At 64.4% G+C, this 23,579-nt stretch carries 22 protein-coding genes; 17 read left to right on the top strand and 5 right to left on the bottom strand.

Annotated features, from left to right (window positions below):
- The first annotated feature begins 142 nt into the window (after positions 1–142).
- From E4S61_RS06340 to E4S61_RS06300, 9 genes are all read left to right on the top strand, one after another.
- The gene (locus tag E4S61_RS06340) at positions 143–1,969 is read left to right on the top strand and encodes a GAF domain-containing sensor histidine kinase (protein ID WP_135303040.1); all 1,827 of its coding nucleotides are present in this window, start codon (positions 143–145) and stop codon (positions 1,967–1,969) included.
- A 71-nt stretch (positions 1,970–2,040) separates the two neighbouring features.
- On the top strand, positions 2,041–2,673 hold the full coding sequence (locus tag E4S61_RS06335; protein ID WP_135303039.1) for a YIP1 family protein: 633 nt from the start codon (positions 2,041–2,043) through the stop codon (positions 2,671–2,673).
- 24 nt (positions 2,674–2,697) lie between these two features.
- The gene (locus tag E4S61_RS06330; RefSeq protein ID WP_135303038.1) at positions 2,698–2,961 is read left to right on the top strand and encodes a hypothetical protein; all 264 of its coding nucleotides are present in this window, start codon (positions 2,698–2,700) and stop codon (positions 2,959–2,961) included.
- A gap of 65 nt (positions 2,962–3,026) precedes the next feature.
- Positions 3,027–5,240, top strand: coding sequence for a DHH family phosphoesterase (locus E4S61_RS06325; protein WP_135303037.1), 2,214 nt, complete (start codon positions 3,027–3,029; stop codon positions 5,238–5,240).
- A 41-nt stretch (positions 5,241–5,281) separates the two neighbouring features.
- Entirely contained in the window at positions 5,282–5,767 is a 486-nt protein-coding gene (locus E4S61_RS06320; protein ID WP_135303036.1) for a cupin domain-containing protein, read from the top strand.
- Positions 5,768–6,074: 307 nt separating this feature from the next.
- Entirely contained in the window at positions 6,075–7,739 is a 1,665-nt protein-coding gene (locus E4S61_RS06315; protein ID WP_135303035.1) for a tRNA uridine(34) 5-carboxymethylaminomethyl modification radical SAM/GNAT enzyme Elp3, read from the top strand.
- Positions 7,740–7,851: 112 nt separating this feature from the next.
- The gene (locus E4S61_RS06310) at positions 7,852–8,223 is read left to right on the top strand and encodes a DUF7475 family protein (protein WP_135303034.1); all 372 of its coding nucleotides are present in this window, start codon (positions 7,852–7,854) and stop codon (positions 8,221–8,223) included.
- A gap of 63 nt (positions 8,224–8,286) precedes the next feature.
- Positions 8,287–8,619: a DMT family transporter gene (locus E4S61_RS06305; RefSeq protein ID WP_135303296.1), complete on the top strand. Its 333-nt coding sequence runs from the start codon at positions 8,287–8,289 to the stop codon at positions 8,617–8,619.
- Positions 8,620–8,724: 105 nt separating this feature from the next.
- Positions 8,725–9,519 carry a twin-arginine translocase subunit TatC gene (locus E4S61_RS06300; protein WP_135303033.1) on the top strand — a complete coding sequence of 265 codons (795 nt, stop codon included), beginning with the start codon at positions 8,725–8,727 and terminating at the stop codon, positions 9,517–9,519.
- Here E4S61_RS06300 and E4S61_RS06295 read toward each other — a convergent pair.
- Complete coding sequence (locus E4S61_RS06295; protein WP_135303032.1) at positions 9,516–9,932, bottom strand: hypothetical protein; 417 nt, start codon at positions 9,930–9,932, stop codon at positions 9,516–9,518. The genes E4S61_RS06300 and E4S61_RS06295 overlap by 4 nt on opposite strands.
- Positions 9,933–10,056: 124 nt before the next feature.
- Positions 10,057–10,431, bottom strand: a complete 375-nt coding sequence (locus E4S61_RS06290; protein WP_135303031.1) for a hypothetical protein — start codon at positions 10,429–10,431, stop codon at positions 10,057–10,059.
- Positions 10,432–10,490: 59 nt separating this feature from the next.
- Here E4S61_RS06290 and E4S61_RS06285 point away from each other — a divergent pair, with 59 nt between their 5' ends.
- The gene (locus E4S61_RS06285; RefSeq protein ID WP_135303030.1) at positions 10,491–10,952 is read left to right on the top strand and encodes an SRPBCC family protein; all 462 of its coding nucleotides are present in this window, start codon (positions 10,491–10,493) and stop codon (positions 10,950–10,952) included.
- A gap of 8 nt (positions 10,953–10,960) precedes the next feature.
- On the opposite strand, the gene E4S61_RS06280 is transcribed toward E4S61_RS06285, so the two are convergent.
- Positions 10,961–11,788, bottom strand: coding sequence for a hypothetical protein (locus tag E4S61_RS06280; protein ID WP_135303029.1), 828 nt, complete (start codon positions 11,786–11,788; stop codon positions 10,961–10,963).
- 181 nt (positions 11,789–11,969) lie between these two features.
- Here E4S61_RS06280 and E4S61_RS06275 point away from each other — a divergent pair, with 181 nt between their 5' ends.
- The 6 genes from E4S61_RS06275 to E4S61_RS06255 all read left to right on the top strand — a co-directional run bounded on the left by E4S61_RS06275 (position 11,970) and on the right by E4S61_RS06255 (position 18,769).
- On the top strand, positions 11,970–12,680 hold the full coding sequence (locus tag E4S61_RS06275) for an MBL fold metallo-hydrolase (protein WP_135303028.1): 711 nt from the start codon (positions 11,970–11,972) through the stop codon (positions 12,678–12,680).
- 51 nt (positions 12,681–12,731) lie between these two features.
- Complete coding sequence (locus tag E4S61_RS06270) at positions 12,732–13,766, top strand: NAD(P)/FAD-dependent oxidoreductase (protein WP_135303027.1); 1,035 nt, start codon at positions 12,732–12,734, stop codon at positions 13,764–13,766.
- 62 nt (positions 13,767–13,828) lie between these two features.
- Positions 13,829–15,997 (top strand): ribosome rescue protein RqcH, encoded by a 2,169-nt coding sequence (gene rqcH, locus E4S61_RS06265; protein WP_135303026.1) that lies wholly within the window; start codon positions 13,829–13,831, stop codon positions 15,995–15,997.
- 250 nt (positions 15,998–16,247) lie between these two features.
- Positions 16,248–16,370 carry a hypothetical protein gene (locus E4S61_RS26490; protein WP_280663786.1) on the top strand — a complete coding sequence of 41 codons (123 nt, stop codon included), beginning with the start codon at positions 16,248–16,250 and terminating at the stop codon, positions 16,368–16,370.
- 39 nt (positions 16,371–16,409) lie between these two features.
- Entirely contained in the window at positions 16,410–17,477 is a 1,068-nt protein-coding gene (locus tag E4S61_RS06260; RefSeq protein ID WP_135303025.1) for an mRNA surveillance protein pelota, read from the top strand.
- Positions 17,478–17,611: 134 nt separating this feature from the next.
- On the top strand, positions 17,612–18,769 hold the full coding sequence (locus E4S61_RS06255) for a sensor histidine kinase (protein WP_135303024.1): 1,158 nt from the start codon (positions 17,612–17,614) through the stop codon (positions 18,767–18,769).
- 20 nt (positions 18,770–18,789) lie between these two features.
- On the opposite strand, the gene E4S61_RS06250 is transcribed toward E4S61_RS06255, so the two are convergent.
- The gene (locus tag E4S61_RS06250) at positions 18,790–19,551 is read right to left on the bottom strand and encodes an MBL fold metallo-hydrolase (RefSeq protein WP_135303023.1); all 762 of its coding nucleotides are present in this window, start codon (positions 19,549–19,551) and stop codon (positions 18,790–18,792) included.
- Between the two features lie 308 nt (positions 19,552–19,859).
- Entirely contained in the window at positions 19,860–20,666 is an 807-nt protein-coding gene (locus E4S61_RS06245; protein WP_135303022.1) for an ArsR/SmtB family transcription factor, read from the bottom strand.
- A 172-nt stretch (positions 20,667–20,838) separates the two neighbouring features.
- Here E4S61_RS06245 and E4S61_RS06240 point away from each other — a divergent pair, with 172 nt between their 5' ends.
- Positions 20,839–23,577 carry an ATP-dependent helicase gene (locus E4S61_RS06240; protein ID WP_135303021.1) on the top strand — a complete coding sequence of 913 codons (2,739 nt, stop codon included), beginning with the start codon at positions 20,839–20,841 and terminating at the stop codon, positions 23,575–23,577.
- Positions 23,578–23,579: the final 2 nt, after the last annotated feature.

Raw genomic sequence — 23,579 nt, 5'->3', positions numbered from 1 at the left:
AGCGTGCCCGAGGCGGAAGCGTCTGTAGCACAGGTGCGGACGATTAACAGGAAGACCGATAGCAGCGGCTCCGGTCGACAGTCCCACACGACCGTTAAATATAGGACGGTAAAGCAGATAATTTACCGCCGTAGTTAGAGGTATGCCTGGCCCAGAGCGAGCACCGTCGGAAGTAATCCTCGAAGTCTTCGACGAGAGGGGTTACGAACCGCACACGACGCCCGAAGTCGCCGACGAGACCGGCTATCCGCCCCAGACGGTCCGCCCAGAGCTACGCGACCTCGTCGAGCAGAACGTGCTGCGGACGAAGGACGTCGGCGATGAGCGAGTTTGGTGGCCGTCCGACCGGGACGAGGTCGAGGATACGGAACCGGACCTCACACTGACCGACGCACCGGCCGACGAGGAGACCGAACCCTCGCGTCAGTGGCTGCTGAAGAAACACAGCCGACTCGCCCGGTTCGTCACGCAGCTCAACGTCTCCGACGACCTGGACGAACTGCTACGCCATATCACCGAAGAAGCGCGAAGTCTGGTCGGTGCCCACCAGTCCGTCACGAGTCGTACCGTCAACCAAGACTGGGGACAGGCGATCAACGCGGTTTCGCTGTCGGAGAAGTACGCCGAGTACAGCGACTACAGCAACGAACCCGACGGGAGCGGTATCTACGCGCTGGTCTGTGAACGGAACGAGCCGATACGGATGACGCAGTCGGAACTCGAGTCCCATCCGGCGTGGAACGCCTTCGGCGACGACGAGGACGAACATCCCCCGATGCGGGGATGGCTGGCGGTCCCGATAATCGGCTCGGAGGGACAGAACATGGGGCTGATTCAGGTCTCCGATAAATACCGTGGCGAGTTTACGGAGGCTGACGAGGTACTCCTCGTCCAACTGGCCAACGTCGCCTCGGCGGCCATCGAGAACGCTCGGCTCTACGACGACCTGCGCGAGTCCGAGGAACGCTATCGCACCCTGTTCGACTCGATGACTGAGGGCTACTGTGTCGTCGAGGCTGCGGACACCGCGCCGGATGAACCGACTGACTTCCGCTACGTGGAAGCGAATCCGGCTTTCAGACGATACGCTGGCGTTCAGGACGTGGTCGGGACGACGGTCCGCGAGCAGGCGTTCGGCATCCCGGACGAGTGGATCAACGTCTTCGAAGATATCGTACAGACCGGAACGAGAGGCGCGTTTCAACGTGTGCTCGAACTGAGCGAGCGCGTCCTACAGTGTCACGCGTTCACGATCGAAGGGACGACGAACCGGCAAGTGGGCATGACCGTCCAGGACATCACCGAGCGAGTCGAACACGAGCGGAAACTCGAGGCGTCGAACCAGCGTCTGGAGAGCTTCGCCAGCATGCTCGCTCACGAACTCCGAAACCCCGTCACCATCGGGCAGATCTACAGCCAACAACTCCCCGAGGAGACGGACGCCGAGGCCACCGAGTACGTCACGGAAGCGTTCGACCGCATCGAGAACATGATCGACGTCATGTTAGTGGTCACTCAGGGACAGGCCGCAATCGGCGAGAGCGAGGGGATCTCGCTCGGACCCGCCGCGCGAGAGGCGTGGGAGTCGCTCAACACTCCCGAGGCGACGCTGCAGGTCGAGACCGACATCCAGATAGAGACCGACGAGACGTACATCCACCACCTGTTCCAGAACCTCTTCGAGAACGCCATCCAGCACGGGAGAAACGACGCGACCGTTCGGGTCGGCAAGATGGAGGACGGCTTCTTCGTGGCGGACGACGGGGGCGGAATCCCGGCGGCTGAGAGGGAACGTGTGTTCGAGATGGGCGTGACGACGGCGGCCGACAACGGCGGGACCGGACTCGGGTTAGCGTTCGTACGGGAGTTGGCGTCGGTGTACGACTGGTCGCTTCGGGTGACCGAGAGCGCGGCGGGCGGAGCCCGATTCGAGTTCGCGGACGTCAATTTCGTGGCGCAGCGTTCCTAAATGTACCTCCCCGAACCGACCGGAAAGGCTGACTCGCAACTGTCATACTCACCGAGTCGCTACGTCCGGGCGTGACACAGTGGGTCGAGAACACGACCGGCGGGCGCGATAGGGGACCGACCGCGCTGGCTCGCGCGTGGGGAGAGATTCTCGTGCGCCCGAGACGGTTCTTCCGGACCGGCGTCGCGCCCGGCGATCAAGCGCCGGGGCTGATATTCGCCGCGCTGGTCGTCGCACTCGAAGAGCTGAGCCGCTTTCTCGTCGTCGACTTGGCCCGCCGCGGCGTCGTCTCGACTGGCCCGTTCGCGTATCCCGCCATCGGCGAGTTCACGCCTGGCATCGCAGTCCTCGTCCTGCTCGCGGTCGTCGTCTTCGTCGCGCCGGCGACGGTACACCTGACGGCGGCGCTCCAGACGCTGCTGTTGATTCCCGTCGCCGCCGACCGCGGCGGCGTCAGCGAGACGGTGCAGGTGCTCTGTTACGCGATGGCACCCTGTGTGTTCGCAGGTCTCCCCTCGCCGGAACTCCGGGTTCTCGTCACCGTCTGGGGGGCGGGGCTGTACGTCGTTGGCACCGCCGTCGTCCACGAACTCCGCCTGGGCGTGGCGGCCGTCCTCGCGGCGCTTCCCGCCGCCATCGTCTTCGGGTACGGCTTTCGGGGCTTTCACGCCGTGACGACGCTCGCGTCGAGTAGTGGGTTTTAGGCGTCGGCGGCGCACGTCTCCGATATGCTCAGCATCGACATCGAGCAGTTCATGCTGGAACTGAAAGACGGCGCGTTCAAGAACGTCGGCCCGTCGAACAAGCAGGCGACTATCAAACTGTACGACGTCGAGGGCGTCGACGTCCGCGAGTACGGTGACAAGCGAGTGAAACTTGCCTTCGAAGATGAACAAGGCAGCGAGGTGGAGATCTCGCTGTTCCCCGACCAGGCCAGAGCGGTCGCTTCTGGCCTCGAAATGCTTGAATCGGAGAGCGACGTGCTGGACTGAATCGGCGCGCCGCTGACGCAAGTAATTCGACAACAGTTTTAGGCAGCGCCTGCTTTCGTCGTCTAATGGGTTCGTGTATCATTTGCGGCACGTCCGTCGAAGGACGTATCTGTGACCTCCACGAGGAGGACGCCCTGTTCGTATTCCGAGGCAACAGCGCTGACCAACTGTCCGTCGATCGGTACTACAGAGGTACCGTAGACGGGTTCGCCGAGTTCGGTGTCTTCGTCGACATCGGCGACAGCGTCACGGGGCTCCTCCACCGGAGTGAACTAGACCGTCGACTCGACTCCCTCGACTGGGATTCTGGCGACGAGGTGTACGTCCAGGTGAAGAACGTTCGCGACAACGGCAACATCGACCTCGGCTGGTCTATCCGTCAGTCCGAACGCGAGTTCCGCGGCGTCCTCGTCGACGACCCCGACGTCGGTCACTCGACGCTGCTCGAAGAAGCGGACGAGGCAGAGGCAAGTGCGGCGGATTCGGGAAACGGTAACGCGCGGGACGAGACGACCGACCGGAACGACGAGAGCGGCGAGTCCGCCGAGTCGGAACCCACCACCGGAGCCGTCAGCCAGTCGAGCGACGCCGAGCGCGTAGACGGTGCTGGCGGCAGCGTCGGTGCGACGGGCGACGAGGACGACGACGCAGCGACGACGGAGACGGAAACCGCCCAGAGCGGCGGGAGCGCTGCGGTCGTCGAAGAACAAACTGAAGAAACAGTGGCGGACTCGACTGACGCTGAAGCGGCCGACGCTGAAGCGACCGACGCGGAACCGCAGGCGGTCGTCGTCGGAGCGCTCTCGGAGCACGTCGGCGAGGACGTTCGCCTCGAAGGCGAGGTCGTCAACATCCGACAGACCTCCGGCCCGACGGTGTTCGAACTCCACGACGAGACCGGTACCGTCGACTGCGCCGCGTTCGTCGAGGCAGGCGTCCGCGCTTACCCCGAGGTCGAGGAGGGGGACTTTGCCCGATTCGGCGGCGAAGTGCGCCGCCGCCGCGGCGAGATTCAAGTCGAGACCGAGGACCTCTCGGTCCTCGAAGACGCAGAGCGCGACGAGGTCGAACAACGACTCACGGACGCCCTCGACGACGAGGCCCGCCCTGACAGCGCCGACCCGCTGGCCGACGACCCGGCCATCGACGCCCTCTCCGAGGACCTCGTCGAAGCGGCTACGGAGATTCGCAAGGCGGTTCTCACCGACCGCCCGGTCATCGTCCGGCACGCCAACACGGCCGACGGCTACCTCGCCGGCAGCGCGCTCGAACGCGCGACGCTCCCGATGGTCACTGACCAGCACCGTCGCACCGACGCGCAGTACCACTACTTCGACCGTCGACCGCTCGAAGGCGGCGTCTACGACATGGACGACGCGACCAAGGACACGTCGACGATGCTCGACAACCGCGCGCGCCACGACGAGCAACTGCCGCTCTTCGTCTTCGTCGCCGCCGGCGGCACCCGCGAGAGCCTCGACGGCTTCGACCTGCTGAACGTCTACGGCGCGCCGACAGTGCTCGTCGACGACATCGATGTCGACGGTGCGGTCACCGACGCCGTGGACGCCGTCGTCTCGCCGAGCCTGGCCGACGCGCCCGAGACGACCGCGACGGCGCTGGCCGCCAACGTCGCCGCTCACGTCAACGACGACGTGCGCGACGACCTCCGCCACCTGCCCGCGGTCAGCTTCTGGGAGGGCGTCCCCGACGCCTACCACGAGGCCGCCAGCGAGGCGGGCTACGACGACGACGCAGTCACGCAGCTCCGCGAGGCCGTCGCGCTGGAGGCGCACTACCAGTCCTACGAGGACAAGCGCGAGCTCATCACCGACCTCGTCTTCGGTGACGACGAGGACGACGTGGGTGGCCTGGCCGGTCACATCGCGGAGCAGTTCCGCGAGCGAGTGGACGACGAAGTCTCGACGGCGAAAGCCAACCTCGACTACCGCTCCGTTGAGGACACCGAAGTGGCCGTGCTGGACACGGACGCGTACTCCCACCAGTACGAGTTCCCGCCGGAGGCGCTTTTGCTCGACGAACTCCACCGCGACATTCGCGACGAGGCCGACGCCGTGGTCGGCATCTCTACGGACACGCTGTACGTCCGCACCGACGCAGACGTGGACATCCACGAACTGGCCGACACCGTCGCCGAGGATGCGCCGGAAGGCGGCGTCGCACCGCGGAGCGCCCGCGAAGGCTCGATTCGCTACCTGGCCGGTGAGCGCGACGCCGTGCTCGACGCGCTCCTGTCGGCTCTCGGCGACAAACTGTAGCTTCGCGGAGCTTTTTCACCGCGACCGTCGTCAGTCGTGACATGAGCGACGGCCCCGTCAACGCCGACGACCTGGAGTGGACGAGCTACGAACACGGCCAGCGCGCGTTCAAGCGCAAGCAGTTGGGCGCGGCCGCCGGCGGCGAGGAACTCGGGACGAGTCTCTACGCGGTCGAGTCGGGAAACCGAATGTGGCTCCGGCACTATCACGAGGGCAACGAGGAGGCGCTGTTCGTCCTCGACGGTGGCGGGACGCTGTGGTTGGGTCCCGACTCAACGGAACACGCGCTCGAATCCGGGGACTATATCGCCCTCCCCGCCGGCGAGGAGAGCGCCCACGAGATCGAGGCAGGTGACGACGGCCTCCGGCTCCTCGTGGTCTCGACGATGGAGGAACCCGACATCACGGTCTATCCTGACAAGGAGATGGTGGGCCTCTACGCTGGCGCGGCCCCCGGCGGCGACAGCGACGAGCGAACGCTCTCGACGTATCTGGACAGGGATGCGGAGATGGAGTATTGGGAGTAGCGAGACCCCGAGTGAAACGAGGGGTCTCGAAAACGAACGGGGAACGAAGTGACCCGTGAGTAGCGAGGGTCTGAGCGGAAGCGAAGAACCTCAAGGCGACGCGGTGACTGCGAGGCGTGAAGCGCCTCGAATGCGAGCGGTGCAACCGCGAGCGCAGGGAACCGCGGAGCAGTAGCGAGGGGCGCGCGACAACGGGAGGGCGGCCCTCGAATAGCGACACGAAGCGACGTGCTCCGCGACGGAGACCCACGCTGCATCCAGCGAGCGACACGCTTATTCGCGCGAGACGACGACTTCGGGTAACCCGATGAGTACCGACACGTCCGACCCGAGCGAGACGGAGGCCTTCCAGCAGGTGTGCGCGGAGTTGGTCGACCGCATCCTCGCCGGTGAGGTCGAACGCGACGACGTCGAGCAGGCGAAGGTGGACGTCTGTCGGGAGTACTCCGCACCGAAGGTCCCGAAAAACTCCGAGTTGCTGGACTACGCGCCACAGGAACACCGCGAAGTCTTAGAGGAGGTGCTCCAGCGCAAACCCGTCAGGACGGCGTCGGGCGTCTCGCCCATCGCCATCATGACGTCGCCGCATCGATGTCCCCACGGGAAGTGTCTCTACTGCCCCGGCGGCCCGGACTCGGAGTTCTCTTCCGCGCAGTCCTACACCGGCCACGAGCCTGCCGCGGCCCGCGGCGAGCAGAACGACTACGACCCCTACGGGCAGGTCACGCTTCGCCTGAACCAACTGCGCGAGATCGGTCATCCCGTCGACAAGGCCGAACTCATCGTCATGGGTGGGACGATGACCGCCCGGAGCCACGACTATCAGGAGTGGTTCGTCAAGCGGGCCTTAGAGGCAATGAACGACTTCGACGTGGACGCCGAACCCACGCCCGCTGAGGACGTGAGTTTCGCCGAGGATCCCGATGAGTACGAGTTCCGGTATCTGGAGGACGTCATCGAGGAGAACGAGACGGCGGACGTGCGCAACGTCGCCACGACGTTCGAGACCAAACCGGACTGGTGTGACCCAGAGCAGATCGACCGGATGCTCGATCTGGGCGCGACGAAGGTCGAAGTCGGCGTCCAGACGACGTTCGAGCGTATCAACCGCGAGATGCACCGCGGCCACGGCGTCCAGGCGAGCATCGACGCCAACCGCCGCCTGCGGGACTCGGCGTTCAAGGTCGGCTTCCACATGATGCCCGGCCAGCCGGGGATGTCCAAGGAGATGTGCTTAGAGGACTTCCGGCGCATCTTCTCGGAGTCACAGTGGAAACCCGACTATCTCAAGATATATCCAACACTCGTGGTGCCGGGCACCGTTACCTACGACTGGTGGCAGAAGAACGACTTCGACCCGCTGGGTAATCAGGAAGCGGCCGAACTCGTCGCGGAAATCAAGGACATGATTCCCCGGTACACCCGCCTCCAGCGGGTCCAGCGTGACATCCCGGCGGACTTCATTGAGGGCGGCGTCTGGAAGTCGAACCTCCGGCAACTGGCGTGGAAGGAGATGGAAGACCACGACTGGTCCTGTGACTGCATCCGCTGTCGAGAGGCGGGCCACAGCGAGAACGACGCCGAAAACGTCTCACTCGACGTGATGACGTACGAGGCCTGCGGCGGCACGGAACACTTCATCTCCTTCGAGGACTTCGAGACCGACGTGCTGGTAGGCTTCTGCCGGCTTCGGTTCCCGAACGATCCAGTTAGAGAGGAGCTACAGGACGCCGCGCTCGTCCGAGAACTCCACGTCTATGGCAACTCGGTCGGACTCGGCCAGGCCGCGGGCGATGACGACCACCAGCACCGCGGCTACGGCAAGCGCCTCTTAGCGAAGGCCGAGGAACTGGCCCGCGACGCCGGGTTCTCGAAACTCGCGGTCATCTCCGGCATCGGCGTTCGGGAGTACTACCGAGAGAAACTCGACTACGAACAGGACGGACCGTACGTCTCGAAGCGGTTGGAGTAAGGTCGGACCGAACTGACAGTTGGTTCTTTTCGCCTGCTTCGCAGAGCACTCGACTCTCAGTAGCGACGGGTCGTGGCGAGAATTTTTGTAGTTTCGTTGTGGTTTTCTCGATATGAGTCAATCCACGGCGACTCGGGAGACTGGGTTGGTTCGATTCCCGCCGAACAGCATCGCGTACGTCGCCGCCCTCGGAGCCCTCGTCTCGGCGGCCATTCACTTCCTGCTCGCACCGGGAATCATGGGTTTCAACCAGACGATAGGTATCCTCTTCTACCTGAACGGGGCTGGCTGGATCGCTGGCCTGCTGGTCTTCTTCAGTCGGTACTGGCGGCGCAAACTCTACCTCGTCGCCGCGGCCTACGCGGTCGTCACGCTCGTCGCGTTCTTCGTGATGAGCGGACGATTCAACACGATGTCTATCCTCTCGAAACTCGCCGAAGCCGCCGTCGCCGTGACCGCTGTGTATCTCTATTCCGTCGACTGACCCTCGGGGAAGACTGAGCCGAAATCACTATTTCACATTCGATTGAACCCGCGTGACGAACCCGTGAATCCGTACGTCCTCCTCGCCGCCGCGATACTCTCGGAACTGTTCGGGACAACCGCACTGAAACTCTCTGAGGGGTTTTCCAGACCGCTACCGAGCGTCGGCGTTCTCGTCGGCTACGGAGTGGCGTTCTATCTGGTTTCGCTGACGTTAGAGGACCTGCCACTCGGCGTGGTCTACGGGACGTGGGCCGCACTGGGTATCGTCGGGGTAGCGACCATCGGCGTCGTCGTCTTCGACGAGCAACTTGACGTTCCCGGCGTCGTCGGCATCATCCTCGTCGTCGCTGGCGTGTATTTCCTCAACGTGCTCTCGGAAATGTCCGCCCACTGAGTTCTCGCTACGCGAGTGGTTCTTTCCGATAGTGACGTAGGGCAGAAAAGTTGATAACTGAGCTGCAGAAACGACACGGTCGATGTCGGACTTCGAATCCGATAGATGGTCTCCGAGCCAGCAATTCGAGCGTCTTCGGCGTCTCGTGACCGTCCATCGTCGCCACCGTCAGAGACGGTGGTCGCACTTCGAGACGCTCTGCTCGCCACTCTCGCGGCGTTTCTCGTCCTCGACCTCGTCGTCTGGGATGCGTTGGTGGCGAATTTAGCCACGTACAAGCTTCCGCCGGGACTCATCGACAATCACGTACTCGTCATGGTGAGTCCGTTCGACGTGCTCGCTTTCGAAGCGACCGTGGCGTCGGTTGTCGGCCTTCTCGTCGGAACCGCGCGCGTTGGAGTTTCCTATTGGCGGTGGCGGCGACGGCACGCGGCGCTTCCAGAACGCTGGATGACGGCTTCGCCGCTCGTCACGGTATTTGTCGGTGGCCTCCTTTTGTTCGTCGCCGTCACCCTCGCCACCTATCAGTTGTTGGTTCCGAGACTTTCGGCGGCTATCGCCGCTGAGACGGCCACAACCTCACCTCCCTTTGTTTGGGCCATGTTCGCGCTGATCTGCTGTCTCGCCTGTGGTGTGGGTGCCCTGCTCGCCTCCGTCTCGGCGACGCTAGCTATCGACGGCGTCGCTTCAGTCGGGACTGTTACCTCCTACGGCGCAGTTTTGGTTGTCGGCACGCTCACGCTAGGCTATCTCGCGTGGCCACTGGGGTGGATAGCGCAGTACGCGTGGGCCTGCCCTATCCTGAGCGGATACATCGTCGGCAGTGTCCTCGCTGTAACCGCTGCGTGGTTGGGGAACGGTAGCGACGCGGCAACGTCTGCTGCCGAAGATGTCTCCTAGTCGGGACCGTTTCTGACGCTCACAGTTTGTCGTACCTGCCGGCGTCTGTAAGAGTACGCGAGCGGAACCAGCGCGGCAAAGAGGAGCCACGAAACGACACCCTGTGAGAAGGGGTCCGGCGGTGTGACCGTCATTCCGACGACCACTGCGACGAGACTGCTCACCGCGAATATCCACGCGAGACGCTCTCTTTGCGTGGTTGGTCTCGCTCGCTCGTGCGAACGCCGAAACCCGGCGAGATAGTACAGGGCGAGAGGCCAGAAAAATACTGAGACGATACTCCAAAAGATGGGGAGCGAACTGCCACGGGCGGCAGAGTCGGCGTAGAACCAGTACCCTATCGAAATCCATGCCACGACGAACAGCGCGAGGCGAGTGAGATACTCCACGTAGAATAGCGTCGGGAGAGACATCGTTCGAGACACAGATGCAGCAGTAAAGGGTCTTGTGCTGGTCTGTGACAGAGGACTATGCCGCTACTGCGCGAGTATGGCTCTGGTAGTGCCCGTCCATCCCTCGACGCGTTCGGAATGTTGCCTACAGCCTGCCGTACTTCTCGGCCAGTCCGACGACGCCGAACAGCACGGCGCTCAGGCCGCCGAGAACGACCAGCGCTGTGTAGACGACGCCCGCGACACCGCTCGGCCCACCGGACAGCCCGCCGAAGATGGCACAGCCGACCGCGATGTCGCCGAGGCCGCTACAGTCGTGTAAGTCGAGACGACGACCGCCGACTGAGAGCGTGTGCTCCGTCGCGGCGACGAGAAAGAGCAAGCCTGCGAACGTGAGAAACCCGGCGAACACCGTCGCTCCGAGGCCGTCGGTGAGCGAGGCCGGGCCGAAGAATACCGCGAGACCGGCGACTGCCCCCAGACAGCACAGTCCCGCGAGCAGGTTCGTGCGGTTGACCACGTCGGCGAATGGTCCCGGAGTCGGAAATCGGTTGAGGCTGCGGGTTCCAGTGTGACGCGATGTCCCGCATCCAGCGAGAGACGCGAATCGACGCGCCGCGCGAGCGGGTGTTCGACCTCGCGCGACACGTCGAGGCCCACGTCGCCACGATGCCCGACGAGGAGGCCGTCGAGGGGACGGGGCTGCTCGGTCCCGGCGACCGCGTGACCTTCCGCGCGCCGCAGTTCGGCATTCCGTTCGAACTCGCCGCGGAAATCGTTGAGTTCGACCGACCGCGGCAGTTTCGCGACGTTCAGCGGTCGGGCGTCTTCGGATCGCTCTCGCACGAGCACACCTTCGAGGAAGTAGTGGGCGGGACGGTCATGCGCGACGACGTTCGCTTTTCGATGCCGTTCGGACCGTTAGGTCGACTCGGCGCGGCGGTCGCTCGCTGGCGACTACAGCGACTCGTCGACTATCATGCGAATGCACTGAAACAGCTCGCTGAGGGCGAAGACTGGCGGCGGTATCTGGATGGCTGACCGGCCGGTCACCGACGAGAGAGCGTCGCGGCGGCGTGCTCAAGTAGTTCCTCGGCCACCACGTCGATGCCAAGGATGTCCTCGCCAGGCGTGTACTCCGTCTCGAAGCCGGCGGGTTCGGCGGGCGGGCCACCGCGCTGGCCCCGCGGCGGCGGCCCGTGAGCGTAGACGCCGTGCGGGTTCGGATACGTCCAGACGTGCATCATGCAGGGCGTGCGACAGGGTAGCTTGAAGCCGCTGTCGGCCCCGCCGGTGTAGAGGGTCTGGTACTTCCACCACGCGTAGCGACCCGGGAGGCCGACGTGGTGGTGCCACGGCGAACAGCGCTCTTCGTCGTCCTCGTCGTCGCCGTACACCGATGGCGGGTCGGCCGGTTCGCCGTTCTCCGTGGCGATGAACATCACGCCGAGCGGTCGCCACCACTTGTTATCCACCATAATTGAGGCCGGACGGGACGCATCGAGCAGCGAGTCGTCGCTGATGTACGCCGGGTTGAGCCAGTGCGACCAGCCGCCGGAGTCGCCCTCGTTGAGCAGGTCGAAGTAGGGGATGAAGCCGTCGTCGAGGAGCGCCCCCACCGTCGCGAAGTCGTCGTCGAGCGCGGTCGCAACCTCGTCGCGGAGTTCCTTCGTTCGTGGGTGGTCGTCGGAACAGCCGGCCTTCGTGGCGGAGTCGCAGTCTATCATTTTCGGTTCTCTGGTCGCGTCGGGGCAGTCCTGACTGAAGAGGGACGGCCCCCGCCCCATTCGCGCTGTTCCCGAGAGGCCGGCGACGCCGCCGGACGCTCGCAGGACGTCGCGGCGGGAGAACTCCCGTTCGTTCGGGTCACTTGACATGTGGTTTGTTCTCAACAGTCATGGAAGCATCAACAATCGGTGCTTATCGTTTGGCTCGACGGGATAAGGCTCCCTTATCATCGGCTTCATCCCGAGGAAGCGCCCACACTGCCGCCGACATCGTGTGACATTAGCAATCACGATTCGGCGTCGTTTTCCGGATTCGACCCCACAGTAGGGTATGGTACGGCGACTCCGCGAGGGGGTGTGGCTACTCGAATTGGGCCTCGTCCCACCGTTCATGTCCAACGCGTATCTCGTCGACGGGTCGGTGCTCGACGGCGACGGGAACGGCTTGACGCTCGTGGACACCGGCCTCTGGTGGAACGAACCGACGATAGTCGAGGAACTCGCCGGGATAGGGTACGGTCCTGCGGATATCGACCGAGTGCTGGTGACCCACTACGACCTCGACCACGTCGGTGGTCTGAATCGCCTCGTCCCCGAGTTCGACGGCCCGGTGTACGTCGGACAGGAAGACTTGGCGCTGCTCGACGGGGGGGCCGACCCGCCGCTGTTCCACCACAAGGGCCTGTTCCACCGCGTGAGCAGACAGCTATCACGGCTGCCCGACGTGGACTGGCGGCCGCTTGCGGAAGGCGACTCCATCGCGGGGTTTTCCGCCTATCACACGCCTGGCCACAACCCCGGCCACCTCGTCTATCATCACGGGGCCGCGTCGACGGCGTTTCTCGGCGACTTGGTCTGGGAGGAAGCGGGTGGACTGACGACGCCGTTCTGGGGCGACTCTTACGATATGGGTCGCCTGCGCGAGAGCGTGCGCGGCCTCGCATCCCGGATTCCCGCCTTCGACGTGGCGGCGATGGGCCACGGCGAGCCACTCCTGTCGGGCGGGTCAGATGCGCTCCGAGCACTCGCCGCGAGCGTCTAATATCGATTCCACGCCCCGAGTTATTTACTCGCGCCGGCCTACCCTCTGAGTATGACGGCGACGCTGGCAGTCGTCGGTGCCGGTGCGGCCGGTGCCGCGGCGACGTACGCACTCCGTGATGCACCGGTCGAGGTGACGGTCCTCGAAAAGAGCCGCGGCGTCTGCGGCCGCGCGGCCACCCGGCGCAGGAACGACTGCGTCTACGAGTACGGCGCGAACTACCTCAAGGACGCCGACGACCGCGTCACCGGACTCGTCACCGACGAACTGCCGACCGATGGCCTCGTCGACGTCGACGACCCAATCTACGCCTTCGAGCGCGACGGCGAGATTCACGAGGGGAAAGATGCTGACGAACACAAGTGGACCTACGAGGCGGGAATCACCCAGCTCGCGAAACGGCTGTTCGCCGAGACGGAGGCGAGCGTCCGCAACGAGGTCACCGTCGAAACATTGGAACGGACCGACGGCGGGTGGCGCATCTACGACGACGGAGGGACCGACTACGGCCAGTACGACGGCGTGTTGCTGACGCCGCCGGCCCCGCAGACGGCGGACATCCTCGGACAGGCGAAGTGGAGCCACGACGACCGCCGCTCGATTCGCCATGCCGTCGCGTCGGTCCCCTATCGGACCGTCGTCGCGGGCGTCCTGCACTACCCATTCGAACTCGACGTGCCGTGGTACGCAGCCGTCAACAGCGACAAGGACCACGACATCGGCTGGGTCGGCCGCGAGGAATGCAAAGACGGCCACGTCCCCGACGGGGAGTCGCTGCTGTTGGTCCAGATGAACGAGGGCTGGTCGGTCGCCAACTACGACGAACGGCCGGACGCCCTTATCGAGCATATCGCCCAGCGGACGGCGCACTTACTGGACGACGACCGATTGACCGACCCCGATTGGACCGACTATCAGCACTGGCGGTACTCCCAGTCGGAAGCGACCGTCGAACACGACGAAATCGCGGTGGCGAGAGACCACGACCTCTTCTTCGCGGGCGATTGGGTGGCCGGCGAGCCACGGCTCCACGCGGCACTGCGGAACGGACTGGACACGGGCGGAACTATCGTTGATGCGCTCTGACTCCAGTCGCCGCGTTCGAGCAGTCCCGACAGGCCTTTGCGTCGCCGCCGACAGCCATCGGCATGGACGAAAAGCGGGAGCTGACGAGCGTCGACCTCGCGGCGCTCGAAAGCGAACTCTCCGACTATCTGGGGGCCAAGCTCGACAAGGCCTACCTCTACGCCGACGACGACGTGGTCAGGCTGAAGCTGCGGGACTTCGACCGCGGGCGAGTAGAGTTCATCATCGAACTGGGCGACGTCAAGCGCGCCCACGTCGCCGCGACGGAACACGTTCCGGACGCGCCGGGCCGTCCACCGGATTTCGCCATGATGCTCCGGAATCGCCTGTCAGGGGCGGATCTCGCCCGCGTCGAGCAGTTCGAGTTCGACCGCATCCTCGAACTGGAGTTCGACCGCGAGGACGCCTCGACGACCATCGTCGCGGAGCTGTTCGGCGACGGGAACGTCGCCGTGCTGGACGAACACGGCGAGGTCATCGACTGTCTGGACACCATTCGACTCAAATCGCGCACCGTCGCGCCGGGGACGCCCTATGAGTTCCCGTCGGCACGGTTCAACCCGCTCACGGTCGATTACGAGGGGTTCGCCGCGCGCATCCGCGAGTCCGACGCCGACGTCGTCCGCACCCTCGCTACGCAGTTGAACTTCGGCGGGCTCTACGGCGAGGAACTCTGTTCGCGAGCCGACATCGAGTACAATCTCCCTGTCGAGGAGCTGACCGACGAGCAGTTGGAGCGGCTGTACGAGGTCGTCTCGGAACTTGCGACGCAACTCCGCGAGGGGGACCTCGACCCGCGCGTCTACTACGAATCGACCGAAGACGATGGCGGTGATTCTGACGACGCCGACGCCAGCGACGGCAACGAGGAAGAGAACCGCCGACGCGTCGACGTGACGCCCATCCCACTGGTCGAGTACGAACATCTCTACAGCGAACCGTTCGAGGAGTTCAACGACGCGCTGGACGACTACTTCTTCAACTTCCAGCGGGAGGAGCAGGTCGAAGGCGGCGAACCGCAGCGCCCGGACTTCGAGGCGGAGGTTTCGAAGTACGAACACATCATCCGGCAACAGGAGGAGGCCATCGAGGACTTCGAGGCCGACGCCGAGGCCGAACGCGAGAAGGCAGAACTCCTCTATGCGAACTACGACCTCGTCGACGAGGTGCTCTCGACGGTGCAGGCCGCCCGCGAGGACGACGTGCCGTGGGCCGAAATCGAGGCGACGTTCGAGGAGGGGGCCGACCAGGGAATCCCGGCGGCGGCGGCCGTCGTCGGCATCGACGGCACCGAGGGGACCGTGACGCTCGATATCGACGGTACTCGCGTCACGGTGGACGCCCACACCGGCGTCGAGAAGAACGCCGACGAACTGTACAAGGAGGCCAAACGCATCGAGGGCAAGAAGGAGGGCGCGCTGGCGGCCATCGAGGACACGCGCGAGGACTTAGAAGCCGTCCAAGAGCGCCGCGAGGAGTGGGAGGCCGAGGACACCGAGACGGAAACGGAGGACGACGAGGACAAAGACGACGAACCGACCGACTGGCTGAGCGAGCCCTCGATTCCGATCCGCTCGACCGAGCAATGGTACGAGCAGTTCCGCTGGTTCCACACCGCAGACGGCTACCTCGTCATCGGCGGCCGGGACGCCGACGACAACGAGGAACTGGTCCAGAAGTATCTCGAACGCGGTGACAAGTTCTTCCACGCGCAAGCCCACGGCGGCCCCGTCACCGTCCTCAAGGCGACCGGGCCGAGCGAACCGGCGAAGGAAGTCGAGTTCCCGCAGTCCTCGCTCGACCAGGCGGCTCAGTTCGCCGTCTCCTATTCTTCGGTCTGGAAGGACGGCCGGTTCGCGGGCGACGTCTACATGGTCGACCCCGATCAGGTGTCGAAGACGCCCGAGAGCGGCGAGTACCTGGAGAAGGGCGGGTTTGCGGTGCGAGGAGACCGCACCTACTTCGAGGACACGGCCGCGAGCGTCGCCGTCGGCATCACCTGCGACGACGAGACACGAGTTATCGGCGGCCCACCGGCGGCGATCCGCCCACAAGCCGCGACGAGCATCACTGTCGAGCCGGGCCAGTACGCCCAGAACGACATCGCCAAGATGCTCTACCGGGAGTTCAAATCGCGCTTCGCCGACGAGACGTTCGTCCGGAAAGTCGCCAGCCCCGACCGGATTCAGGAGTTCCTCCCGCCCGGTGGGAGTCGGATGGTCGAGGAGTAGCGCGTCGTTCTTTCTACTGCCGGTCGAAGCATAGCACGGCTCACGCACGTTCACATACTTGTTGGCAGTATTATACGAATAGAGACGGGCAGAGGCACGTCGGGGGAAGGGGGCCTCGAAGTCGTATCAGGAGAAACTACTGTTTCAAGAAGCCATCAACTATCCACGGAACAGCGACAGCACGCTGAAGAACGTCGTCATCGGCGGATTACTGCTCGTCGTTAGTTTCCTGCTCGTCCCGACGTTCCTCGTGCCGTTCGTCCTGTTCTACGGCTCCGTCGCCAGCGCCTACGCCATCGGCGTGGGCGTCTCGGAACTCGGTTTGAAGGCCGAGACCGACGAGGAGGCCACCGCTGTCCAGCCCGCGGTGTAAATAGCAGGGCACTTGTGACCGGCGAGTCGAGGGGGAGATATGCAGATAAAGAGCCGGGAAGCCACCGGCGAGGGTCGGGAGCGCGTCGAGGTGGTCCCCGAGACGCTCGACGACCTCTGGCACCTCTCGTACGTCATCGAACCCGGCGACCGGGTCTCCGGTGACACTACGCGGCGCATCCAGCGCAATGACGACAACCTCCGGGACTCCGGTGGCGAGCGAGAACCCATGTGGCTGGCCATCGAGGTCACGGACGTGGAGTTCGCGAAGTTCGCCAACCGCCTTCGGGTGGGCGGCGAGATTATCGAGTGTTCCCGCGAGGACCAGCTGGGCTTTCACCACACTCTCAACGTCGAGGAACACACCGAACTGACCATCGAGAAGCGCTGGAAACCCGACCAGAACGACCGACTGGCGGAGGCCGTCGAGGCCACCGAGAACCCCGACGTGGTCATCGCAACCGTCGAGGAGGGCGAGGCGCACGTCCACACCGTCGCTCAGTACGGCACCGAAGAGCGGGCCGTCATCACCTCGACGACGGGGAAAGGCGAGTACGCCCGGCCCCGCGACGAACTGTTCGGCGAACTCGCGAAGGTGCTGAAACGCCAGGACGTAGACGCCTACATCCTCGCCGGTCCCGGCTTCACGAAGCAGGACGCGCTAGATTACTTCGAGGAGGAGATTCCGGAGGTAGCCGAGCAGATAACCGTCGTCGACACCGCGAGCGTCGGCGACCGCGGCGTCCACGAGGTGCTGAAACGTGGGGCCGTCGAGGACGTCCAACAGCAGACCCGTATCGCAGAGGAGGCAGACCTCATCGACGAACTGATGGCCCGCATCGGCGAGGGGAGCGAAGTCGCCTACGGCCCCGAAGAAGTAGCCAAAGCCGCCGACTTCGGCGCTATCGAGACGCTGCTCGTCTTAGACGAACGTCTCCGGCTGGAACGGGCGGGCGAAGGCGACTGGGATGTCGACGTCGACGAAATCATCGAGACGAGTGAACAGAAAGGCGGTGACGTGACCGTCTTCTCGGCGGAGTTCGCCCCCGGCCAGCAACTGGCGAACCTCGGCGGGATCGCCGCGCTGCTACGGTACAGACTCGACTGAGTCTCGGCAGCGAAAACCGACTGTAAAGCCGGCTTTCGACCGGCGTTTCCAGAGTATCGTTTCTTGTAATCGCCCGAAACGGTTTTTTATTACCCTCTCCTCTCACTTACAATCACGTTGTGAGGAATTAGTGGATGTCATTCGAGGAACAACCGGACTTCGCGAGGCAAGTGGCCGACCTGAACAAGTACGGCCAGGCGCTCAACCGCTGTGAGAGCGTCGAGGAGGTCGTCTCGCTCACGCTGGAGGCGATGTCGCTCCTCTTTCAGTTCTCGTACTCGACGTTCATCGAAGTCCGGGACGGCGAGCCGCGCGTCGTCCACAGCACGAACCCCCGACTGAGTCAGGGCGACCAACCTAGCGCCGTCGCTCGGCAGGCATTCGACGACGGTGAGACGGTCGTCACGACCGGTGAGGGTGCAGGTATGACGACCGACTCGGACGTGACGGCAACGCTCGCCGTCCCCGCACAGGTGGGCGGGGAAGTGACGGCGGTGCTCGTCACCCGCTCGACCACCGTGAGCGCCTTCGGCGAGGAGCATAGCCGACCGCTGGAGATTCTGGCCTCCCACGCCGCGACGGCCATCAGCAACATCCGCTCGCGCGAACGCCTCGAACGAGCCAGACAGGACTTAGAGACGCGCAAGGAGATGATAGAGATGTACGACCGGCTCTTGCGCCACGACCTCGGCAACGATCTGCAGGTCATCGCTGGCTTCGCCGATGCCGTCGCGATGGAAGTCGAGGGCCAGACCGAGGAGTACGCCGGGAAGATCCAGCGGGCCGCCCGCAGTTCCGCCGACCTCATCGAACGCGTCGGCTCGCTCGTCTCGACGCTCGAACAGCAAGACGAGCCCGAACCCCGGCCGCTCGGGTCGATACTCGATAAGACCGTCACCGAAGTGGCAGCGAACTACGACTCGCTGACGATCGACTTCGACCGGTCGGCTTTCGAGTATCGGGTCTTCAGCGGCGAACTGCTCGACTCCGTGTTTACCAATCTCGTCTCGAATGCCGCTGTCCACAACGAGGGCGACGTACACATGGTCATCAGCGTCGAGGAGTCCGGGTCCGATACGGTACTTGTCCGGTTCGCTGACGACGGCGACGGCGTCCCCGAACATCTCCGCGAGGAGATATTCGAGATGGGGGCGAAAGGCCCAGAGAGCGACGGGAGCGGCTTTGGACTCGGATTCGTCCGGGCGCTGACCGAGTCCTATGGCGGCCACGTCACCGTCGACGAGAGCGAGTACGGCGGTGCCGAGTTCCGCGTCACGCTCAAGCGAGTCTGAGAGCGCAGTCGTCTCGCCGTTCAGAACTCGTCGACGGTGATGGAGAGACCGTCTTCTGCGAAGCGAACGTCGCCCTCGTAGCGGTCGCCGACCGATTCCAGCATCTCGTCGTGTCGCCCCTCAGTGTGCGGATAGAGGTGTGTCAGGTAGACTCGTCCCACGTCGGCGTCGGCCCCTGCGAGTGCGTCACCAAGCGACGACGGCGTCGGATGGTTCGAGACGTCGACGTCGTCGGGGAACGAGCAGTCGTGGACGAAGACGGCCGCCCCATCGGCGAACTCGACGAGGTCGGTAAACGCCTCCGAGTCGCCGCTGAACGCCATCGTCGGCCCGCCTTCCTCGGTCCCGAGCCGATAGGCGAAACACTGCATCGAGTGTCGCGTCTCGAATCGCTCGCCGTCGAATCCCGACAACGAGAACGACTCCGATTCGATATCGCGCAGCGTCAGGTCCAGTCGGTCCTGCATGTACTCGTGGACCGAGAGGAGGTCGTGAACGAGCGATTCCGTACCCGGTGGACCGGCTATCGTCAGGTCCGTCTCGCCGGCCAGCCAGCGTGCTTTCATCAGTACGTCGAGGTCGGAGACGTGGTCGAGGTGGTGGTGTGTCAACAGAACGGTGTCCACGTCTTCGTACCCCCGGTCGGTACGGGCGAGCGCGGAGAGGACGCCGCTACCGCAGTCGATCAAGAGCGCGTCGGACCCCGATTCGAGGAGATACCCGGACTGGGCGCGCGTGCCGGTCGGCATGGCGCTGCCGGTCCCGAGGAACGTGAGTCGCATACTCGACTCGTCGGGTCGAAGCACAAAGGAAGTGATGTCGCGTCAGCGGGGACGGGCGGACTGCGATGGAGGGCGGGGAGGGGGGACCGCTCAGGGCCGTGTCAGCGGCGAAGTGGGCAGGCTGATGGCCGTCGACGGGGACTGGTGGAGTCCAACAGGGCGGAGCTGTCACCTGACAGGGCGGACAGCAGCAGACCGACGCCCCCTGACGGCGCATTCTACACTTGCACGGGGTATATAAAAAGTGCATCTGAGGCTCAAAACGCGTTTTGAACGACCGAAAAACTCCCACACAGCGCGTGATTCGACTATCGGTAGTTGCTGTAGGCCCACATCGCCGTGACGATGGCGACGACCAGCAGGCCACCGAGGAAGAACGCGAGTCCCGGCGCGATTTCGGCCGCCCCGCTCCCGGTGGCAGTTGCGGCGGCTTCGGTGCCCCGCGATGCGGCGTCTACGGCGTCTGTGGCTCGCTCGGTCGCTGCTGCTCCCTGACTCGGGGTAGGCGTCGGCGTCGCCTCCGCGATGCTGAACCCGCCACCGTCGCCGCTTTGGGTCGGGGTCGGCGTATCGGCGGCCGGTTCCGGCGTCGCCGAGCCTTGAGTAGCCGCACCACCTGCGGAACCGGCATCGCCGCCGTCGGCACCGCCCGAGGAGGACATCCCGAACGGAATCGGAACGTTGCCGAGCAGAATTTGGACGAGGACGCTAGCGGCGGTAAGCAGGCCCACGACGGGGACGAGACGCGTGAGAAGCGACCGCAGGGAGCGCTTGCGGTCCTGCGTGCCGACGAACAGCACCAGGGGGTCCTCCGGCGGTTCGAAGACCTTCATCTCTTGACCCTTCTCTGAGTACTGGGTGCCGGCGACGGTGATGAGTTCTTCCTCTTCGAGCTTTTCGAGATGATACGACACCTTCTGGATAGACATCCCGAGTCGGTCGGCCAGTTCGGAGGGCGTGCCCGGTTCCTCGTAGACCGTGTTAAGTATCTCGCGGGCCGTTTCGGAGGAGAGCGCGTCGAGGACAGCGGAGACATCTTCGTCGACACCGACGAGTTGGAGTTCGCCGTCCTGTGACGCACTCGCGTCGGGGCCACGCGAGGGCAGCAAGGACATAACCGACTCAGTGAGCCCCAGCGTAATGAATCTCCGGGAGACTCCGACTGAGATTTGAGTGTCGACCCAGGGCGGTAACCCGACGCTATTCGGGCAGGGTGAATCGACCGGCGGGCCGGCGGTGCCGGAACCCACTTGACCGCGCGGCCCCTCCTCCAGACGAGAGGCCACGATGGGAGGACGAGAGCGACTCGCGGCGACGGCCCCGGCGTTCGACCCGGAATCCGTCGCCATCGACGACGCGGACGTGCTGGAGTTGCTCGACCCGGTCGTCCAGGAGTGGTGGGTCGAGCAATTCGGGGAGTTCGTGCCCGGGAACGGCGGCTTCTTCACGCCGCCACAGAAGGAGGCCGTCCCGCTCATCCACGAGGGCGAGAACGCGCTCATCTGTGCGCCGACAGGGAGTGGTAAAACTCTCGCGTCCTTCACCGGCATCATCAACGAACTGTTCGGGAAGGCCCGCGAAGACGACCTCGACAACTCCGTCTACTGCCTGTACGTCTCGCCGCTGAAGTCGCTGGCCAACGACATCCACCGGAATCTGGAGGTCCCCCTCGCCGACGTCACGGAGAAACTGGACGAGCGGGGCGAGGACGTGGACATCCGCCACGCCATCCGGCACGGGGATACGAGCGACAGCGAGCGACAGGCGATGTTAGAGACGACGCCGCACATCCTCAACACGACGCCGGAGACGCTGGCCATCCTGCTCAACTCCCCGAAGTTCAGCGAGAAACTGGAGACGGTGGAGTACGTCGTCGTCGACGAGATCCACAGCCTCGCGGAGAACAAGCGAGGGACTCATCTCTCGGTGTCGCTCGAACGGCTGGAGGCGATGACCGAGGGGTCGCCGACGCGAATCGGCTGTTCGGCCACCGTCGAGCCGCTCGACACCGTCGCCGAGTTCCTCGTCGGCCAGGACGAACCCGGCGGGGAGTCCCGCCCGTACGAAATCGTCGACACACGCTTTTCCCGGGACTTCGACGTGGAACTCTCCTGTCCGACTGACGACCTCATCGATACGCCGAGCGGCGTCGTGACCGACCGGTTCTATCGGCAACTGCACGACCACGTCCAGAGTCACACGAACACGCTGGTCTTTACGAATACCCGTTCAGGGGCCGAGCGAGTGCTCCAGAACCTCCGCGAGACGTTCGACGCCTACGACGAGAGCAACTCCGGGTGTCACCACGGCTCGCTCTCGAAGGAGAAGCGCCACGAGATCGAGGAGGCGCTGAAGGCGGGGACGCTGGACGTCGTCACCACCTCGACGAGTCTGGAACTGGGCATCGACATGCCCCACATCGACCTCGTGGTGCAGGTCGGCTCACCGAAGTCCGTCGCCTCGCTGCTGCAGCGCATCGGGAGGGCGGGCCACCAGCTCGGCCAGACCGTCGAGGGCCGCGTCATCGCGTTGGACCGGGACGAACTCGTCGAGTGCGCGGTGATGCTCAAGAAGGCCGAGGAGGGATTCGTCGACCGGGTGTTCATCCCCGAAAACGCACAGGACGTGGCGACACAGCAGGTCTACGGCATGGCCATCAATCAGGTCCGTCCCGAGCGCGAGATTCGCGGTATCCTCGGGCGCGCGTACCCCTACCGGAACTACGGCGACGAGGAGTGGGAACAACTCATGCGGTACATGACTGCCGATTACCCGGGGATGGAGGAGAAGAACGTCTACGCGAAGGTGTGGCGCGATGCGAACGACCCGCCCGACGGCGAGTACCACTACGACGAGTACGACGTGGGCGAACCGCTCATGGGCAAGCGGGGTCGACTCGCCCGCGTCATCTACATGACGAACATCGGCACGATTCCGGACTCGTTCACCTGCGACGTGAAGACCCGGTCAAGCGGCGAGTGGGTCGGCCAACTGGACGAGTCCTACCTCGACACGTTAGAGCAGGGCGACGTGTTCGTCCTCGGCGGCGCGAACTACGAGTACCGCTACCGGCGCGGTTCGAAGGTGTACGTCGACCCCACGAGCGCCCGACCGACGGTGCCATCGTGGTTTTCCGAGCGGCTCCCCCTCTCCTACGACCTCGGGCAGGAGATACTCACCTTCCAGCGTGACCTCCTCGACAGGCTCGAACGCGGCGGAATGTCGGAGGTCCGCAACTGGCTCCGGGAGATGCCTTTAGACGAGAACAGCGTCAGGGCTATCGCCCGGATGTTCGGCCAGCAGGTCGCCTACGCCGGCAGCGAGAGCGTCGCCACGGCCGACCGACTCGTCGTTGAGACGGTCTTAGATCACGACGAGTACGAACGTCACTATCACGTCCACTCGAACTACGGCCGGCGGTTCAACGACGGCTTCTCCCGGCTTCTGGCCTACCAGCTGGCCCAGGCCGCCAACGCCAACGTGCAGGTGGCCGTCGCCGATAACGGCTTCACCCTCTCGATGCCGCTAAACCGCAAGGTGGACATCCAGCGGATTATCGAGGACCTCGACCCAAGTGAGGCCCGGGCTGACCTCCGGGCCAGCCTCGACGGCACGGACCTGCTTCAGCGGTACTTCCGCATCAACGCCACGCGCTCGCTGATGATACTCAAGCGCTACAAGGGCTACGAGAAGTCCGCCAGCCAGCAACAGGTCTCCTCGGAGATGCTGCTCGGGTTCGCCGAGGACCTCGGCGACTTCGCCGTCGTCGAGGAGACCTATCGGGAGATTCTGGAGGACAAGCTCAACGTCGCCGGCATCGAGGACGTCCTGCGCGACATCGAACGCGGGGCCGTAGACGTGACGACGATACGAGTCGATTCCCCGACGCCGCGGGCGTTCGGATTGGCGACGCTACTGGCAAGCGACGTAGTGCTCGCAGAGGACGAGTCGGCCGTTCTCGAAGCGTTCCACGAACGGGTCCTCGCCGAAATCGACGGCGACGGCGCTGTGGCGATGGACGACTGAGA

Origin of the sequence: Haloarcula amylovorans, from assembly GCF_004681185.1 — an archaeon.
GTDB lineage: Archaea > Halobacteriota > Halobacteria > Halobacteriales > Haloarculaceae > Haloarcula > Haloarcula amylovorans.
This window is presented reverse-complemented; position numbering and strand designations above follow the sequence as displayed.

Bases quoted from the DNA above. Each gene is read 5' to 3' on its own strand.
- E4S61_RS06240 (WP_135303021.1), top strand. From the start codon at position 20,839: ATGGGAGGACGAGAGCGACTCGCGGCGACGGCCCCGGCGTTCGACCCG.
- E4S61_RS06275 (WP_135303028.1), top strand. From the start codon at position 11,970: ATGGTACGGCGACTCCGCGAGGGGGTGTGGCTACTCGAATTGGGCCTC.
- rqcH (WP_135303026.1), top strand. From the start codon at position 13,829: ATGGACGAAAAGCGGGAGCTGACGAGCGTCGACCTCGCGGCGCTCGAA.
- E4S61_RS06245 (WP_135303022.1), bottom strand. From the start codon at position 20,666: ATGTCCTTGCTGCCCTCGCGTGGCCCCGACGCGAGTGCGTCACAGGAC.
- E4S61_RS06285 (WP_135303030.1), top strand. From the start codon at position 10,491: ATGTCCCGCATCCAGCGAGAGACGCGAATCGACGCGCCGCGCGAGCGG.
- E4S61_RS06295 (WP_135303032.1), bottom strand. From the start codon at position 9,932: ATGTCTCTCCCGACGCTATTCTACGTGGAGTATCTCACTCGCCTCGCG.
- E4S61_RS06300 (WP_135303033.1), top strand. From the start codon at position 8,725: ATGGTCTCCGAGCCAGCAATTCGAGCGTCTTCGGCGTCTCGTGACCGT.
- E4S61_RS06255 (WP_135303024.1), top strand. From the start codon at position 17,612: ATGTCATTCGAGGAACAACCGGACTTCGCGAGGCAAGTGGCCGACCTG.
- E4S61_RS06320 (WP_135303036.1), top strand. From the start codon at position 5,282: ATGAGCGACGGCCCCGTCAACGCCGACGACCTGGAGTGGACGAGCTAC.
- E4S61_RS06315 (WP_135303035.1), top strand. From the start codon at position 6,075: ATGAGTACCGACACGTCCGACCCGAGCGAGACGGAGGCCTTCCAGCAG.
- E4S61_RS06330 (WP_135303038.1), top strand. From the start codon at position 2,698: ATGCTCAGCATCGACATCGAGCAGTTCATGCTGGAACTGAAAGACGGC.
- E4S61_RS06325 (WP_135303037.1), top strand. From the start codon at position 3,027: ATGGGTTCGTGTATCATTTGCGGCACGTCCGTCGAAGGACGTATCTGT.
- E4S61_RS06280 (WP_135303029.1), bottom strand. From the start codon at position 11,788: ATGTCAAGTGACCCGAACGAACGGGAGTTCTCCCGCCGCGACGTCCTG.
- E4S61_RS06270 (WP_135303027.1), top strand. From the start codon at position 12,732: ATGACGGCGACGCTGGCAGTCGTCGGTGCCGGTGCGGCCGGTGCCGCG.
- E4S61_RS06250 (WP_135303023.1), bottom strand. From the start codon at position 19,551: ATGCGACTCACGTTCCTCGGGACCGGCAGCGCCATGCCGACCGGCACG.
- E4S61_RS06340 (WP_135303040.1), top strand. From the start codon at position 143: ATGCCTGGCCCAGAGCGAGCACCGTCGGAAGTAATCCTCGAAGTCTTC.
- E4S61_RS06260 (WP_135303025.1), top strand. From the start codon at position 16,410: ATGCAGATAAAGAGCCGGGAAGCCACCGGCGAGGGTCGGGAGCGCGTC.
- E4S61_RS06310 (WP_135303034.1), top strand. From the start codon at position 7,852: ATGAGTCAATCCACGGCGACTCGGGAGACTGGGTTGGTTCGATTCCCG.